General features: G+C 67.8%; 18 protein-coding genes and 1 other RNA gene. 5 read left to right on the top strand and 14 right to left on the bottom strand.

Annotated elements, in window-relative coordinates:
* Positions 1-80: 80 nt before the first annotated feature.
* From QMA07_RS05855 to QMA07_RS05835, 5 genes are all read right to left on the bottom strand, one after another.
* Entirely contained in the window at positions 81-608 is a 528-nt protein-coding gene (locus QMA07_RS05855) for a hypothetical protein (protein ID WP_290160563.1), read from the bottom strand.
* A 93-nt stretch (positions 609-701) separates the two neighbouring features.
* Positions 702-1,087: RNase P RNA component class A (rnpB, locus tag QMA07_RS05850), an RNA gene on the bottom strand.
* A 30-nt stretch (positions 1,088-1,117) separates the two neighbouring features.
* Positions 1,118-2,815: a bifunctional 3'-5' exonuclease/DNA polymerase gene (locus QMA07_RS05845; RefSeq protein WP_290160562.1), complete on the bottom strand. Its 1,698-nt coding sequence runs from the start codon at positions 2,813-2,815 to the stop codon at positions 1,118-1,120.
* A 25-nt stretch (positions 2,816-2,840) separates the two neighbouring features.
* A complete protein-coding gene (locus tag QMA07_RS05840) occupies positions 2,841-3,572 on the bottom strand; it encodes a C4-type zinc ribbon domain-containing protein (protein WP_290160561.1) in 732 nt (243 codons plus the stop codon).
* Positions 3,573-3,606: 34 nt separating this feature from the next.
* Positions 3,607-4,029, bottom strand: coding sequence for a YchJ family metal-binding protein (locus tag QMA07_RS05835; protein WP_290160560.1), 423 nt, complete (start codon positions 4,027-4,029; stop codon positions 3,607-3,609).
* Positions 4,030-4,051: 22 nt separating this feature from the next.
* Between QMA07_RS05835 and QMA07_RS05830 the strand changes: the two genes are divergently transcribed.
* Entirely contained in the window at positions 4,052-4,891 is an 840-nt protein-coding gene (locus QMA07_RS05830) for an aldo/keto reductase (RefSeq protein ID WP_290160559.1), read from the top strand.
* A gap of 49 nt (positions 4,892-4,940) precedes the next feature.
* Complete coding sequence (locus QMA07_RS05825; RefSeq protein ID WP_290160558.1) at positions 4,941-5,876, top strand: isoprenylcysteine carboxylmethyltransferase family protein; 936 nt, start codon at positions 4,941-4,943, stop codon at positions 5,874-5,876.
* Here the strand turns inward: QMA07_RS05825 and QMA07_RS05820 are convergent.
* Positions 5,848-6,684 (bottom strand): helix-turn-helix transcriptional regulator, encoded by an 837-nt coding sequence (locus QMA07_RS05820; RefSeq protein ID WP_290160557.1) that lies wholly within the window; start codon positions 6,682-6,684, stop codon positions 5,848-5,850. The genes QMA07_RS05825 and QMA07_RS05820 overlap by 29 nt on opposite strands.
* Positions 6,685-6,784: 100 nt before the next feature.
* Here QMA07_RS05820 and QMA07_RS05815 point away from each other — a divergent pair, with 100 nt between their 5' ends.
* Positions 6,785-7,549 (top strand): SDR family oxidoreductase, encoded by a 765-nt coding sequence (locus QMA07_RS05815; RefSeq protein ID WP_290160556.1) that lies wholly within the window; start codon positions 6,785-6,787, stop codon positions 7,547-7,549.
* Positions 7,550-7,576: 27 nt separating this feature from the next.
* On the opposite strand, the gene QMA07_RS05810 is transcribed toward QMA07_RS05815, so the two are convergent.
* Positions 7,577-8,467 carry a TIGR01777 family oxidoreductase gene (locus QMA07_RS05810; protein ID WP_290160555.1) on the bottom strand — a complete coding sequence of 297 codons (891 nt, stop codon included), beginning with the start codon at positions 8,465-8,467 and terminating at the stop codon, positions 7,577-7,579.
* Positions 8,468-8,568: 101 nt separating this feature from the next.
* On the opposite strand from QMA07_RS05810, the gene QMA07_RS05805 reads away from it, so the two are divergent.
* Positions 8,569-9,402 carry a zinc-ribbon domain-containing protein gene (locus QMA07_RS05805; protein WP_290160554.1) on the top strand — a complete coding sequence of 278 codons (834 nt, stop codon included), beginning with the start codon at positions 8,569-8,571 and terminating at the stop codon, positions 9,400-9,402.
* A 36-nt stretch (positions 9,403-9,438) separates the two neighbouring features.
* Here QMA07_RS05805 and QMA07_RS05800 read toward each other — a convergent pair whose 3' ends face one another.
* The gene (locus tag QMA07_RS05800; protein ID WP_290160553.1) at positions 9,439-9,816 is read right to left on the bottom strand and encodes a hypothetical protein; all 378 of its coding nucleotides are present in this window, start codon (positions 9,814-9,816) and stop codon (positions 9,439-9,441) included.
* Between the two features lie 131 nt (positions 9,817-9,947).
* On the opposite strand from QMA07_RS05800, the gene QMA07_RS05795 reads away from it, so the two are divergent.
* A complete protein-coding gene (locus tag QMA07_RS05795) occupies positions 9,948-11,036 on the top strand; it encodes an AAA family ATPase (RefSeq protein WP_290160552.1) in 1,089 nt (362 codons plus the stop codon).
* Positions 11,037-11,071: 35 nt separating this feature from the next.
* On the opposite strand, the gene QMA07_RS05790 is transcribed toward QMA07_RS05795, so the two are convergent.
* The 6 genes from QMA07_RS05790 to flgN form a co-directional block, all read right to left on the bottom strand.
* Complete coding sequence (locus tag QMA07_RS05790) at positions 11,072-11,875, bottom strand: sigma-70 family RNA polymerase sigma factor (RefSeq protein WP_290160551.1); 804 nt, start codon at positions 11,873-11,875, stop codon at positions 11,072-11,074.
* Between the two features lie 170 nt (positions 11,876-12,045).
* Positions 12,046-12,360: an HU family DNA-binding protein gene (locus QMA07_RS05785; protein WP_140037226.1), complete on the bottom strand. Its 315-nt coding sequence runs from the start codon at positions 12,358-12,360 to the stop codon at positions 12,046-12,048.
* Between the two features lie 240 nt (positions 12,361-12,600).
* Positions 12,601-12,999 (bottom strand): flagellar assembly protein FliW, encoded by a 399-nt coding sequence (locus QMA07_RS05780; protein WP_290160550.1) that lies wholly within the window; start codon positions 12,997-12,999, stop codon positions 12,601-12,603.
* Positions 12,996-13,883 (bottom strand): flagellar hook-associated protein FlgL, encoded by an 888-nt coding sequence (flgL, locus tag QMA07_RS05775; protein WP_290160549.1) that lies wholly within the window; start codon positions 13,881-13,883, stop codon positions 12,996-12,998. Before flgL ends, QMA07_RS05780 begins: the two co-directional genes overlap by 4 nt.
* A gap of 17 nt (positions 13,884-13,900) precedes the next feature.
* Complete coding sequence (gene flgK, locus QMA07_RS05770; protein WP_290160548.1) at positions 13,901-15,307, bottom strand: flagellar hook-associated protein FlgK; 1,407 nt, start codon at positions 15,305-15,307, stop codon at positions 13,901-13,903.
* A gap of 7 nt (positions 15,308-15,314) precedes the next feature.
* Positions 15,315-15,797: a flagellar export chaperone FlgN gene (gene flgN, locus QMA07_RS05765; protein WP_290160547.1), complete on the bottom strand. Its 483-nt coding sequence runs from the start codon at positions 15,795-15,797 to the stop codon at positions 15,315-15,317.
* Positions 15,798-15,814: the final 17 nt, after the last annotated feature.

The following is a 15,814-nucleotide window of genomic DNA, read 5'->3' as shown; positions in this document are numbered from 1 at the left end:
CACAGGGCCCCGCCGATCCGGCGGGGCCTTCTGCATCTGCGGGCTGTGTCCGGCCTTCTCGGCAGACACCTGCAGCAGCGTCAGCGTCGCTGAGGCTCCATGATGAACGGCTCCGTCGCGAGCGGTTCCATGGCCCCAGGCCCCAGCATCAGAACATCGCCCGGGTACAGCAACGAGCCCAGACGGTTGTAGGTCATCGCCGCGTAGACGTCAGTGCACAGTCGCTCCCTGATCGCCGACGGTGCATCGCCAGCGGCGACCGTGTAGGTCGCGATACGGCCGTCCGCTGTCTTCGCGACCGTACCGCGCGCGAAGTCCGTCTCCCCGTTGTCCACCGGCACCACACCGTTCCATGTCGCGTACCAGGTCGGCTCCTCGTCTCCCTCGCTGTAGCCGGGGATCGAGATCTGCGACAGCACGGCGCAGCGGCTCGCCGGGGCGGTCGAGGTCGGCGTGGGTGCCGGCGTGTCGATCGGTGTCGGGTCGGCCACGGGCCGAGCGGGCGCGGGAGTCTCCATGGCCTCCGATGTCGGTGCGGTGCATCCGGTGATCGCCGCGACGCACAGGGCGGCGAGAAGCGACACGGCGGCAGCTGTGCGGTACGACATGGACGAACGCTACCGAGCATTCGGCAGAGACGCCAGCAGAGGTCCGGCCACCGCGAGGCGCCGACCACGATGATCGTGATCAGCGGGTCGATGCGAATGGGCCGACCTGTACGCCGGGTTCTGTTCCGGGGTTCTTCGCCCCTTCGACGGCCATCTCTCTCGGCGACACGTTGCCGTGGCACTCTAGCGGTCTACCCGAGGACTCGGCGAGCCGCGTCAACATCCTCTGTCTGACCTTGCTCCGGACGAGGTTTACCTGGCGGGCCATGTCACCATGGCCCCCGGTGGTCTCTTACACCACCCTTTCACCCTTACCCCTTCGGGCCCTTCGACAAGCTCGGGGACCGAGACGGGGCGGTCTGCTCTCTGTGGCACTTTCTCGCGGATTGCTCCGGGTGGGCGTTACCCACCGTCCTGCCCTGAGGAGCCCGGACGTTCCTCGGTGCGGTTGCCCGCCACGCGACCGTCCAGTCGACCCATTCGCAGCTCCAGTCTACGACCAGAGCGGCCTACTTCTCCGCAGACTCCGTGATCCGCAGATCGAGCGGAACATCGATCGGAAACCCCCCGAAGAGCCGTCGAGTGGCCACCACTGCTGCGTCGCGCACGGCATCCGCGGCCGCATCCGCCTGCTCCCGAGGCACATGCAGGATCACCTCATCGTGCAGGAAGAACGCCAGGTGCGCACGCGTGCCGAAGATCCCGGATGCGGGGGCCGTCAGCTCTGCCTCGGGAAGAGCATGCAGGCGGTGTCTGATCTCGGCGAGCCAGATCAACGACCATTCGGCGGCGGTTCCCTGCACCACGAAGTTGCGGGTGAACCGCCCCCAGTCGCGAGCGCGCCGCCGCGCGAGAGCCACCTCTGCAGGATCGGCGTCGGAATCGGTGGCAGCAGCCTGCATCGCCTCCCACTCCATCGACGGACGAGGAGACGATCGCCCCAACCAGGTCGAGACGACTCCCCCGTCCTCACCGAACCGTGCGGCCTTGTCGACGAGCGCCATCGCCCTCGGATACACCTTGCGCAGCCGAGGGACCAGGCGCCCGCTGTCTCCGGTCGTCGCCCCGTACATCGCACCGAGAACGGCATACTTCGCCTCTTCGCGCGTAGCCACGGCACCCGATTCCACGACTCCCGCATACAGGTCTTTGCCCTGTGCTGCTCGCGCCATCGCGCGGTCGCCGGCCATGCCTGCGAGCATGCGCGGCTCGAGCTGAGCGACGTCGGCGACCACCAGCGTCCATCCTTCGTCGGCGCGCACCGCGGCGCGCAGATTGCGCGGCAGCTGCAGAGCGCCGCCTCCGGCCGAGGCCCAGCGCCCCGTCACGACACCGCCCGTGATGTAGATCGGTCGGAAACGTCCGTCATGCACCCACTCGGCAAGCCATCCCCATCCGTTGGCACTCAGCAGCCGCGACAGTTTCTTGTAGGCCAGCAGCGGTTCGACCACGGCGTGGCTGTGTTGGGCGAGCTCCCACCGACCGGTCGACTCGACCTGCACGCCGACGCGATGCAGCGCGCGGAGCAGCTTCGGCTGGCTCTCGAGGTTGAGGTGCGGGTCGCCGAGGATCGAGCGCACCCGCTCGCCCTGCGCGACCATGCGACTGGGAAGGCCACCGGCGACCGGGCGGGTGCCGAGGATCTCGGTGAGGATGCCGTCGTGCACCGACTCGTTCCACGGCAGGCCCGCGGCTCTCATCTCCTCGGCGATGAGGCCGCCGGCCGATTCGGCCGAGGTGAGCAGCGTGAGCCGCCCGTCCTTGCTGTCGCGAAGCACGCGGCGCTGCTCCCGGTACTGGTCGAGAGCTTCACTGACAGGATCATCCGGTGCATCGTGCGCGACGACGTCGAAGAGTGCCGGTGCTTCATCGACGGGCTCGCGGCGCACCCAGGCCTCCGAGGGGGCGAGCGGGCGCGGAACCTTGTCGGTGTCGCGAAGGATCGCGTGGCAGAGCAGCAGGTCGTGCGAACGACCGAGAAGCATACCTGCCGCGAGCAGCACCGGATAGATCTCCCTGGCGCTGCGGATCACCCAGCGCGGCGGGTTGTCGTGTTCCTGAGCCGCGACCCACGAGGACAGCTCAGACGCAGAGAGATCGACTCGACCGATCTCGGAATCGTCGGTATCGAGTTCCACCGCGGTGTATCCGCCCGAGCCGGCCGCCACGAGGACGACGCGACGCTCGGTCTGCTGCCGCGAGTTCACCGCCGTCGCGCTCGCGGCGCGGAGATCACAGCCCGGATTCCTCGGTACGCACCAGGATGCAGCCGCACTCGGGGCAGAACACCACGAGGTCGTCGGGCGCGTTGCGGATGTCGTTGAGGTCGGTGCCCGGGAGCAGCATCCTGCAGCCCTCGCACGTGCCACGCGTCAAGACGGCAGCACCGGCGCTGTTCGCGGCGCGACGCGTGTAGTCGGCCAGGAGCGGCTCGGGAAGGGAGGCGGTCACAGCCTCGCGATCGCGGGTCAGCTGGGCGAGGAGATCGGTCGCAGCAGCAACATCGGCCTTGGCCTGCGCAGTCAGCGCCGTGCCCTCGGATGTCGTCGTGCCGAGCAGAGCCTGCTGCGCCGCGACCGCTGCCTCGGCGTCTTCGACACGGCCCATGAGATCGAGCTCGATGTCCTCGAGATCGCTCTGACGCTTGGCGAGGCTGGCTATCTCGTGTTCGAGCGCCTGCGCCTCTTTCGAGTTCGTCGCCGTGGCGAGGCGGTCGGCGTCGCGGGCCCGGCGCTGCTCGACGAGCTTGACATCGGACTCGAGCCGCGTGAGCTCGGTGCGCACGTCGTCGCGCGTGCCGGTGAGAGCAGTCAGCTCGCGAAGCTGATCCTGACGGATCGCGACCAGCTCGGTGATGCGAGCGGCCTGAGGCGGCTTGGTACGTGCGCGCTCCGCCTGCGCGATGCGCCGGTCCAGGTCGGCGACGTCGAGCAGGATGCGCTGGTGTTCTGGGCTGGCGTTCACGCTCTCAAATCTAGTCGCTGCGCGGTCACGTCCATCACCCGACCTGCCCGTCGAGGTACAGCCACCTGCGGTCCTCTCGCACGAAGCGGCTCCGCTCTCGGAGCGAACCGCGCTCGGCGCGCTGCTGCCAGAAGGCCTCGAATTCGACCTCGCCGTCGCGATCGAACGGGCCGCCGGCGGTGCGGTCGACGATCACGAGGCGTCGCCAGACCACGTCGTCGTCGAGGTCGATCTCGCCGGGTCGCGTTGACGGATGCCAGGTCGCCGAGAGATATGCGGCTTCCTTGATCGAGAACGCCGTGAAGCGCGAGCGCATCAGGCGTTCTGCCGTGGGCGCGGGAATCCCGCCGAGCAACGGGCCACAGCATCCGCCGAAGAGGTCTCCCGAGCCGCACGGACACCGAGCGGCATTATCGGGGACGCCGTCGTCTGACGCCATCCTCTGCACCTCATCCATGCCTCCAGCGTACGCTGGCGCCATGACGGCTCTTCCCTCTTTCACGGCCCACAACGGCTTCACTCTTCCGGCTCTCGGATTCGGCACGTATGCCCTGAACGGGGATGCGGGCGCCGACGCCGTCGCCTCAGCGATCGGCGCCGGGTACCGCCTGATCGACTCGGCGTTCAACTACGAGAACGAGGGGTCTGTGGGCCGTGGCGTGCGCGCATCCGACGTGGACGCCGCAGAACTGATCGTCACGACCAAGCTGCCCGGCCGCCATCACCCCCGCGCGAAGGCGCGGACGAGCATCGAAGAGAGCCGGTCACGGCTCGGCGTCGATGCGATCGACCTGCACCTCATCCACTGGCCGAACCCGCATCAGGACGAGTACGTGCAGGCTTGGGAGGCGTTGGTGGAGGCTCAGCAGCGAGGAGTCGTGAGGCAGATCGGTGTCTCGAACTTCCTTCCCGAGCACCTCGAACGCATCGAAAGCGAGACCGGCGTCCGCCCGGTCGTCAACCAGATCGAGGTGCACCCGTACTTCCCGCAGGACGAGCAGCTCGCCTATCACCGAGAGCACGGCATCCTCACCGAAGCGTGGAGTCCGCTCGGTCGCGCGAAGGAGCTGATCGAAGAGCGCGTGATCGGGGAGGTGGCGGCAGCGCACGGCATCTCCCCCGCGCAGACCGTGCTCGCGTGGCACGTCGCACGGGAGACGGTCGCGATTCCGAAGGCATCCTCCCTCGAGCACCAGGTCTCGAACCTCGCCGCAGGAGAAGTCGTGCTGACGACAGCCGAGGTCGAGGCGATCACTGCGCTCGGACGCGCGGACGGGCGGCTCTTCGACGCGGATCCCGCATCGCACGAGGAGTCCTGAGGCAGCGTCCTGAGCAGGCTGCGGCAGTCGGCGCTCATAGACTGACCGTATGCCGGTCATCGCAGGGATCCCGATCACCCCGGTGACGGCTCGGCTGTACTTCGCTGTGCAGGCTCTGGCCGGAGCGGCCTGGTGGATCGCGGTGGCACTGTCGGCCGACGTGCGTCACCTCACCCTCGGAGACCTGCCCGCCGGACTCGTGGCGGTGTTCGACCTCCCGCTCTTCGTGATCGGTTCGGCGATGATCGCAGCCGGTTCCCGATGGGCTCTGTGGATCACCGTTCCCTGGACGGCGATCGTCGCCGTCGGCATGGCCGTCTACGCCACGGCCACGGGTCTCGCCGGGTGGGGCGCCCTCGTCATGGTGATCGCTGCCGGAGCGAGCATCGCGGCCGGAATCGTGCTGCTCTGCGGACGAGCTCCCGTGGAGTGGCTGATCACCGGTCCGCTCGCGTTCCGGTCTGCGGCGAAGGTCGGCACACGAACGCTGCTCGCCCGCACCGGGCTGCAGACTCTGTTCTTCTGGGGCACCTTCCTGCTGGTCATCCCCCTCGTCGTGTCGCTCGTCGAGGCCCGATGGTCGTTGCGCATGGAGGTTCCGCCCATCGTCCATCTGGCCGGCGGTGTGCTGCTCGTCGCCGCGACCGCCCTCGGAATCTGGTCGGCAGTGTCGATGTCGGTCGAGGGTGAGGGCACCCCGCTCCCCTCGCAGATGGCGCGACGACTCGTGATCACCGGCCCGTATCGGTATGTGCGCAACCCGATGGCCGTCGCGGGCATCGCACAGGGCATCAGCGTCGGCCTCATCCTGGGTTCCTGGCTCGTCGTCGCCTATTCGCTGTTCGGATCCCTGCTCTGGAACTCCGTCGTGCGGCCGCTCGAGGAAGCGGATCTGGAAGCGAGATTCGGGTCGGAGTTCGTGGAGTACAGCAACAGGGTGTCGTGCTGGCTGCCGGTCAGACCCGCTGTGTCCCGAGCACTCTGAGCAGTTCGAGCTTGCTCGCTGCGTCGCTGCCCGGCGCTGCTGTCAGCACGATGAGCGCCTGGGATTCGTCCTCGGTGAACAGGGCCTGGCAGTCGACCTCGATCGGGCCGACCTCCGGATGGATGAGGACCTTGTGGTCTTCGAAACGCCGCCGCACCTCGTGCACAGCCCACAGCTCGACGAATTCGGAGCTGCGGGCGGTGAGCTCCCTGACGATCTCCCCGGCCCGTGAGCGCTCACCGAGCGCGCCGTAGGCGGATCGGAGCGAGGCCACGAGCACGCTGCCGTGTCGAGGATGATCCTGCTCCGGATAGCGCCGGCGCTCGTCCTGCGGGTTCGCGAACCAGCGGTATATCCCGCTGCGCTCCATCCCCTCCAGGCCGCTCACATCACCGAGCAGAGCCCGTGCGGCGTCATTCTGGATCAGAACCTCGTCGAGTACGGAAACGACGAAGGCGGGCGTGTCGTCGAGGCGGTCGAGGACACGGAGCATGCCCGGGTGCACATAGTCGGTGAACATCGTGCGATCCGGGGCGCTGTGACCGCAGATGCGGTGAAGGTAGTCGCGTTCGTCGGGAGTCAGCCGCAGCGCCCGCGCGAGCGAAGCGAGGATCTGCACGCTGGGCTGCGGACCCCGCTGCTGCTCGAGGCGCGCGTAGTAGTCGGTCGACATGGCTGCGAGCTGCGCGACCTCCTCGCGGCGCAGGCCGGGAGTGCGCCGGCGCGCTCCCTCGCCGAGGCCCACGTCGGACGGCTGCAGCTGCTCCCTGCGTCGCACGAGGAACTCCGCCAGTGCTTCTCTCTCCACCACTGCAGTATCTCCTGCTCGCCCTCGCGCATCCAGGGACCGCGGATCCCTGGATGCACCGTCTCTGGAGAGGGACTGCCGGAGCACGAAGAGTGGACGCATGAACATCAGCGGAAACACCATCTTCATCCCCGGCGCCACGAGCGGCATCGGGCTCGCGCTCGCTCGGCGACTCAGCGAGCGAGGCAACACCGTGATCGTGGGCGGGCGACGTGTCGAGCTGCTCGACGAGATCGCGGCGGTGAACCCGGGCATCGACACCGTCCAGGTCGACACGACGGATGCCGACAGCATCCTTGCTTCGGCGCAGACCGTCCTGGCCGAGCACCCTTCGCTCAACGTCGTCATCGCGATGGCCGGCATCATGCGTCCCGAGGACTGGACATCGCCCGAAGGCTTCCTCGAGACGGCCGAGGCGACGGTCACCACGAACCTGCTCGGGCCGATTCGGTTGATCGCGGCATTCATCGAGCACCTGCGCACCATGCCGGATGCCACGATCATGACCGTGTCGTCCGGTCTGGCCTTCGCCCCGCTGCGCGTCACGCCCTCGTACAACGCCACGAAGGCCGCCATCCACATGCTCAGCGAATCGCTGCGCTTGCAGCTCTCCGACACGAGCGTGAGCGTGCTCGAGCTCGAACCGCCGGCTGTGCGCACCTCCCTCATGCCCGGACAGGAGACCAGCGATTTCGCGATGCCCCTCGACGAGTTCGTCACCGAGGTCGTCGAACTGATCGAGACGCAGCCGGAGGCCACCGAGATCCAGGTCGAGAACGTGAAGTTCCTGCGCTACGGCGAGGCGCGGGGCGACTACTCGCAGGTCGTCGAGACGCTCAACCGGCGCGACCCCCACGCCCGCTGAGCCGAGTCGGACGTCGACGCAGCGCGATCAGATCGCTGCGTCGACGGCCTGTTTCGCGGTCCTGTGGCTGAACTCGAAGCCGGACTCCTCGAGCGCCGAGGGTCGCACATCGGCGTCCGAGACGAGCAGCGAGTCGGCGGCCGCGCGGCTCAGTGCGAGCCTCAGCGCCCAGGTCGGAGCGGGAATCCAGAACGGACGCCGCATCTTCTCTGCGAGTGCGCGACCGATGTCGTTCGCCGAGGCGCGCGTCGGGCCGGTGAAGTTCACGGGGCCCTCGAGGCGCTGGTCGATCACGTGCCGGATGCCGCGGACCTCGTCCTCCAGAGAGATCCACGGCCAGATCTGGGTGCCGGGCCCGATGGGACCAGCGACCCCGAATCGGGTGAGCTGGATCAGCGGCTTGAGCACACCCTGGCGATGGATGATCGGGGCTGTGCGCAGCAGCGCAACCCTCGTCTGCTCCCCCGCGCGCAGTGCCTCCTGCTCCCAGCGCACGCAGAGCTGCGCGAGGAATGTGTCGCCGGCGAGCGACGCCTCGGTGAGGATCTCGCCGGGTGCCGAGCCGTAATAGCCGACGGCGGATGCCGAGATGAGCGACGGAGCATCGTCTCGCAGCATGCGCACCGCTGTCGCGAGGGTGCGAGTGGTCGTCAGCCGGGACTCGACGAGTTCACGGCGGTAGCGCGGGGTCCAGGGCAGACGACCCACGCTCGCCCCGCCCAGGGCGACCACAGCGTCAGCCCCCGCCAGCACGTCGGGGTCGAGCTCGCGCTCGCCCGGCGCCCACTGCACCTCGGAGGCGTCCCGCGGGGTGCGACGCACGAGGGTCGTCACCTCCACGTGGTCTGAGCGCAACGACGACGCGAGGGCCGTGCCGATCAGACCCGATGCGCCACTGATCACGATCCGCTGCGGCATGATGACTCCCTCCGTCCGTTCACCGGACTCGTTCTTCTCCGCGAGTCTGTCACGTCCGACGCCCTCTGGCGATGTCCGGGGCGGCGGGTAGGTTGCCCGACGTGGCCGAACCAGTGCAGTCGTGGTGGGCGAGACGTCAGTTCTCGCGAGGGCGAGACGTGCCCTACGAGGTCGGCGCCTATCGCTCGCAATGGGCCGCCTACCCCGAGCTGATCCGCCAGTACCACCCCGAGCTCAACCACGGCATCGCGCTCTCCCAAGTGCCGCTGGCGGCCGACGTGCTGCTGTGCTGGGAGTGCCGGGTCGGCCACCGTTTCGCCGCCACGCCGTCGGAACAGCGCGAGCGACCGGGGCGGGTGCGTCGCCAGTCGGCATGGTGCCCCGAATGCTCCATGCTCGCCCGCCCTCAGCCCGTGGTGCTGGGAGAGGCCCGCGCGATCCCACGGCGCCCGAAACCGCAGCTCACGCTCTGCGGCAAGACTCCCGATCTGCCGACCGGCGAGGCCTTCTCGAGCGTGTGTGCTCCGGCACCGGCATCCGCCGCCGAAGCCCGACTCCGCGCAGCGCTCGCCTCTCGCATCGCCTTCACGCCGGGTGTCAACGCGGTCAAGGTCTCGCGACCGTTCTTCCGCCACACCGAGGTCTGGCCCGACATCCTGCTTCCCGAGCTTCGCGTCGCGATCGAGTACGACACCGTCGGACGTCACGGACTCGAGCACGTCGGCAAGCGCCAGGACACGGACCTGCGCAAGGATCGCGCCCTGCGCGCGGTCGGCTGGGAGGTCATCCGCATCCGCACGGGGCGGCTCGAACCGCTGGGCCCCCACGACCTGCAGATGCCAGCGGTCTCCGCCCGCGGTATCGATCGCATCATCGACGAGCTCCGCCGGATCCGCGGACCGATCATCGTCGACGCATACCTGACGCCACACTGACGGCGCCACGGCGCACCCGGGCGACCGTGCTCGGCCTCATCCCTCGGGAGGATCCTCACCCGGCCTCACGACAGCGTCCCACTCCGACTTCAGGAAGCTGGCGTCTCCGGCAGCGACGATCTGCGCACTGTCGTTCGGGCCGAGCTCGGGTCGCATGGTCAGGCCGCCGACCTCGAGGCTCGGGATGCGCTGCCTGATGCACTCGACGCTTCCGCGCACCAGCAGCTCAGCCGTCTGCTCCGGCGTCGTCACAGCCCCCATCACGGCGTCGTCGTGAGCGACGAGCATCACCTGCCATGCGGGCTGCCGGGCGTCTGGATCCAGCGTGAACTGCATCAGCCCCTGAGGCGCCGCCTCGACCACGATGACGATCGAACCTGCGACCGGCTCTTCGTCCCCTGTGTACTCGCCCATGATGGATCCCCTGATCCGGGCGTCCCCACGCCCACTGTCCGCTCAGAGTACTGCGAAAAGTTTCGCCCGAATGCCTTACGACGATCGGATCTCGACCGATATATGAGAACGGGGAGAAAAGGAGAAGGATCTTGACCAGCACCTACATCGAGACGGGCGGACACGTCCGCGTGTATGACGCGGCCGTCCGCACGCATCACGAATTCCCCCTCGGTACGTATCGGGTGCATTTCACCTCGAAAGAGGGATTCAGCCTGATCAAGATCGACGACCTCACCGTCGGCACTGAACGCGTCTACGGGGGCCGTGACAGGAAGGTCGACAAGATCTTCCGCTCCTACGCCCTCACCGATCGCAGCCTCGGTGTGATGCTCTCCGGCGACAAGGGAATCGGCAAGACCCTGTTCCTGCGCATGGTCGCAGAGGAAGCCCGCGAGCAGTGCCTGCCCGTCGTGATCGTCTCCGAGGACAACGACGGCATCGTCGAGTTCCTCGACACACTCGACGAGTGCCTGATCATCTTCGACGAGTTCGAGAAGGTCTTCACTGCAGGGCGCCGCGGCGGGACGGAGGGAGGCAATCGGCAGAATCAGTTCCTGTCGCTGTTCGACGGCCTCTCGTCTGTGAAGCGGATCTACTGCCTCACCGTGAACGACATCAGCGATGTCAGCACGTACATCGTCAACCGCCCGGGGCGATTTCACTACCACATGCGATTCGAGTACCCCGGTCCCGACGAGGTGCGTCAGTACCTGATCGACCAGGCCCCGCACGCCGACCCCGATGAGATCGAGAACGTCGCCCTGTTCTCCCGTCGGGCTCGCCTCAACTACGACCACCTCCGCGCCATCGCGTTCGAGCTCGAGCAGCCCGACGCGCTGTTCGCGGATGTCGTCGAGGACCTCAACATCAAAGCGATCGAACCCAGCACCTATCGGATCGAGGCTCGTTTCCCCGACGGCAAGGTCTGGTCCGACGAAGTCGAGATGAACCTCTTCGAGCGCGGCGACGTCGGTCGAACGTTCGAGCTGCGGCACGCGACGCGGTCGATCTTCGCGTCCTTCGTGCCCAAAGACCTGATCTTCGAACCGGACGGCAGCATCTTCGTGCCGATCCACAAGCTCGAGCTGCTCGACGATGACGACGAAGAGCCCGAGGTCTACCCGACGACGGTCAACCTCATCCTGGTAGCTCAGGCGAGCTACGGGTTCAGTCTCTGACCGATTCCGTCGATGTGTCTGCCGGCGGGCCCTGATCAGACGCCGATGGCGTGCGACAGGATCGCACGCGTGAACCGCTGTCCGCTGGCGGCGAGGCGCTCGAGATACGCGTCCAGCGCTGAGGCCGATGAGCGCGCGGCCGGCGCGGACTCGCTCGGCGGAGTGTCGGCGTAGTGACGGTCCAGCGCATCGCGGAGCATACGCACCGCGGCGGTTCGCTGCTGCGAGACGGCAGCGTGCGAGACGCCGAGCTCGTCCGCGAGCTCCGTCACCGTGCGATCGTCGAAGTAGATGGCCGTGATGATCGCTCGCTTGCGCTCCGGCAGCGCAGCGACGGCCCGTCGCAGGTACTCATCGCGCTCCGCAGCGATCGCGAGCTCTTCCGGCAGGTACCCGGTCCACACGATCTCCGGCGCATCCGGCGCATCGAGGCTGGTGAGCAGACGCTCGGCGTCTGCCAGCCCCTCTCGCGCGACAGCGATGTCGACGCCCATGGCGGCCGCGATCTCCGTCACTGTGGGCGTGCGCCCGAGCGCCGCCGACAGGGTCTGCCTGACCTTGACCGTCTGCTTGGCCCGCACACGAACATCTCGCGGTGCCCAATCCATAGACCGCAGCTCGTCCTTCAGCGCCCAGTTGACGCGCGCCCGAGCGAACGCCCCGAACGGCACGCCGTGACTCGCATCGAACTTCTCAGCTGCACGGACCAGCGCCAGCGCACCGGCTGAGGCGAGGTCGTCGCGGGAGACGTGGGTCATGCGTGAAGCCACGTACGCCGTTGCCGCGCCGACGATGTGCAGGTGATCGACCACGAGTTGGTCGCGCGCGCGCTCAGGCACCGGATTAGCCTCTTTCACTGTAAGTGCAAGCCCTCCCCAGCGACTCACAGCGTGGCCTCTCCCCAGCGACCAGAACTGCTTTCACCTACATGCTAGGGGCGAGACGGGCACAAAAGATCCCCGGAGGCCAAAACCCCCGGGGATTCTCGTTTACGTTCAGATAACGATGACTAGTCGTTCACCTTGACTCGACGGTTCACCTCTCGAGTCGCAGAGAATTTCAGCACCGTGTAGTCGTTGACCTCGGCGTCTCCGTCGTCCTTCGCGAACTGCACACGATGCCCCTTGTGCGTCTGCGGATAGAACTTTCCGAAATTCGTGAGCGTGACCGTGTTGCCCTTGCCGACGAGGTCGAGGAGCTCGTCGATCATCGCCGTGTATGCAGTCTGTGCCGCCTGAACCGAGATGCCGCCGCGCCGTGCGAACCTCTGCACGAACTCCCGCTTGCTCACACGATTCGTCTCGAGCGTCCTTGATGTGCTCATGTTGTCTTCCGTCCCATGGAATGTCGCTCGTCACCGAGCGCCGTGCGCTGTACCCCTACCAACCGCATCCGTGACGCGCCCCAGGCCCCGATCTCCTGCGACGACGCCGGGATCCCGCCAGTACCCCAGCCTGTGCCTTCAGAGGATAGTCGCTCTTCCTTGGTATATGCGGTGAATTCCAGAATCCTCTGCTTGCCGAGAATTCACCCCCACGGAAGAGCCGTCGAACGAGCAGCCCGCTCAGCCGCCCAGGCGAGCGCGAATCGGGTATCGCTGATCCTCGAGGATCACCTGCACCGCACGGCCGGACTCGGCGTGGATGAGGATCGGAGCGCGCAGGTTGATGTAGACGCCGTCGGCCGAAGGGTTCGCCACGACGAACACCCGAATGTCCGAATCGTCCGCGGCACCGATCTGCCCCCGCACTTCGGCCGGGATCGTGGGGTCGTAGCCGTAGTCCCCGGAGGCCGGATCGAGGAGGAACAACCGCACATCCGCACCCGTCGCGCGCAGTGCATGCAGACCCTCCGCCCCGTCGATCTGCTCGAGAGTGAACGCGGTGTGCGGGCTGAGCCCTGGCATCGGCGCGGCGAACTCGACGTCCAGCACCCCGGCCCTCTGGTCGGTGGACGCGCTCATCGCAGGAACTCCATCAGGTTGGTCTGCAGCGATCGGGCTGTCACCTGCAGGGCGGACTGGAACACGAGCTCGGCCGACTGCAGTCGCACGAGCACCTCGAGGCTGTCGACGTTCTCGACCTCGGTGCGGCGGGCTTCGAGGTCGATCGATGCGGAGAGGTTCTGCGCCGAGGCGCGCTCGATCTGCACCTGGCGCGCCCCTGTCGATCCTCGAGCCGCGGTGACATCCGTCAAGCGCGCGTCGATGTCGCCGAGACGCGCGCCGACCTCCACGCCGCTGCGCAGATCGGCCGCGATGTCGTTCAGCAGGGCGAACGCGCTGCCGGCACCTTCGCCGAACGCCTGCGAGCCGTCGAAGTCGACGCGCACGGTCTCGTTGTCGCTGATGCGGCGGTGCACCCCGTCGCCCGGCCCGCCGTTGAAGGTGAAGGTGGTCGGATCGAACGCGGATCCCCCGTCGCTCGTGCCTGCGAAGACGCTCCGACCGAGCACCCTCGTGTTCGCCTTGGCGAGCAGCTCCGCGCTGATCGACTCCAGCTCCTGCGCGATCGATTCGCGCGCAGTCGGGCTGAGCGCCCCGGAGTTGGCACCCTGAGCGGTCAGATCCCGCGCGCGATTGAGCAGGTCGGCACTGGCCCCGAGAGCTGTGTCGACAGTGGTGACCCACGCCATCCCGTCACTGAGGTTGCGAGCGAACTGCGCGACGCGCGCCTGGTCGCCGTGCACGCCGAGCGCAGTGGCCGCGGCAGCGGGGTCTTCGCTCGGCGAGCGGAAGGAGCGCTGCGAAGCCGCTTGATTCTGCAGACGCTCGCGGTCTGCGAGGTTGGTCTGCAGCGTCCGCAGGGACTGCTGCGTCATGGTGCTGCTGGTGATACGACCGATCATGTTCACTCTCCCCAGAGTCAGCGGCCGACGAGGCCGGTGCGGTTGATCAACAGGTCCAGTGCCTCGTCGACAGCGGTGAGCACACGAGCCGCTGCCTGGTAGGCCGTCTGGTAGGTCAGGAGGTTGATCGTCTCCTCATCGCCGTCCACCGACGAGTTCGACTGCTGGGCGGTGACCGCCGCGACAGCTCCCATGTCGGCGATGTCGGCGCGCTGCAGATCGCCTGCGACGGATACCGCGAACCCGGTGACGAAGGTCGACCAGGTCTTGGTGGGCCCCGTCGCCGATGCGCTGAGTGCGCTGATGCGGTCGGCGATCGTCGTGTCCTTGGCTCCGGCTCCCGGTGCCGCCAGGGCCAGCTGGTCGAGGCCGGTGGGAACCACACTGAGGCCGAGAGCGGCCGGGCCCGCGCCGTTGAGCGCGAAGAAGTCGCCACCGGCACCCCCAGACGGGGTGGCACCCGTGCGGTGCACGTCGTTCACGGCGGTCGCGAGCGCCGTCGCCGTCTCGTTGTACGCCGCTGCGACGCCGGCGAGCGTGCCTCCATCGGACGCAGGGGCGAGGGCGCTGATCGTGCCTCCGACGACGCCGCCTGTGATCGGCACTGCCAGCCCCGGTCGATCGGCCCACGCGACGGTGATCCGACCGGCGTCGGCGATGTCACGCGGCCCGCTCGCCAAGAGCGCTCGGCTGCTGTCGCGCGACACGAGCGCGTTGCCGTCGATGCGTAGAGTGAGGGTTCCGTCCGCCTCGACGTTGCCCTTCGCACCGACCGCGGTCGCGAGCTGCTGGGCGAGGACGTTGCGCTGGTCGATCAGCTCATTGGCGTTGCGACCGGACTGCAGCGCATCCCTGATCTGCCCGTTGAGCGAGGCCACCTGACCCGCGACGGCATTGACGTCGGCGAGCTGACTGTCGACCTGTCCGCGCATGTCGCTCCACTGTCCGGCGATCGTCTGGTATCCCGCAGCGATCTGTCCGATGAGCACATTGGCGTTCGTGAGCACGACCTGCGCCGCCGCCGAGTCCGGCGTGTTGGCGAGGTCGGACCAACCGGCCCAGAAGCGATCGAGGTTCGCCGCGAGACCGTCCTTGGTCGGTTCGGCCATCACCCCTTCCGCGCTGCTCGCGGCCGTCGCACGAGCGCCCCAGAAGCCCGACGTCGACAGGGCATCGCGGACGCGGGCGTCGAGGATGTCGTCGCCGAGACGCGCGATCCCGGTCACGCCGACGCCGCCGCCGATGCCGAGTCCCGATGGCCAGAGGCCCGTCTGCCCGGGCGCCGAGAACGACGTCTGCTCCACGCGTTGACGTGTGTAGCCGGGGGTGGCCTGATTGGCGATGTTCTGGCCGGTCACGGTCATGCCCGCTCGTGCCGCCGACAGCGCGGATTCTGCGAGGCGGAGCCCTGAGAATGAAGACATCTCCGGTTCACACCCTCGTGTCAAGCAGTCGGGCGTCCCCGCCGCGGACCACGTCGCCGTGCGTGTCGTACTCGCCGGTCGGAACGCCGAGACCCGCGATCGTCTCCTGGGTCACACGGATGGCGGTGCGCAGACGCTGCTCGTTGACCTTCTTCATGTCGCCGATCTCGTCGGCGAGCGTCGTCATGGCCTCCAGGTGGCCCGAGAGGATCTCTCGCCATGCATCGGTCGGCGCTGCCGCGATCAGATCGCGGAGCGTCGTGACCTCTGGCACGCCCCATTCGTCTGCCACCGCGATGACCAGGGTGTCACGCGAGAGGGCGACGGTCGGCATGGCCGCGAGGACCCGCTCGATCTCGTTCGCCGCATGGTGGATCCAACGGTTGCGTCCGGTCGCGAGAAGCATCTGCTGCTCGTCGAGCTTGAAGAGCAGCACCTCGAGAAGGTCGCGCTCTCGCATCAGTTGCATGCTCAGGTCGTGAGCGGCCACGATTCGTCACCTCGTCA

Origin of the sequence: Microbacterium sp. APC 3901, assembly GCF_030407765.1 — a bacterium.
In the GTDB taxonomy this organism is placed as follows: Bacteria; Actinomycetota; Actinomycetes; order Actinomycetales; family Microbacteriaceae; genus Microbacterium.
Note: the sequence above shows the minus strand (reverse complement) of the source record. Positions and strands in the feature narration are given on the sequence as shown.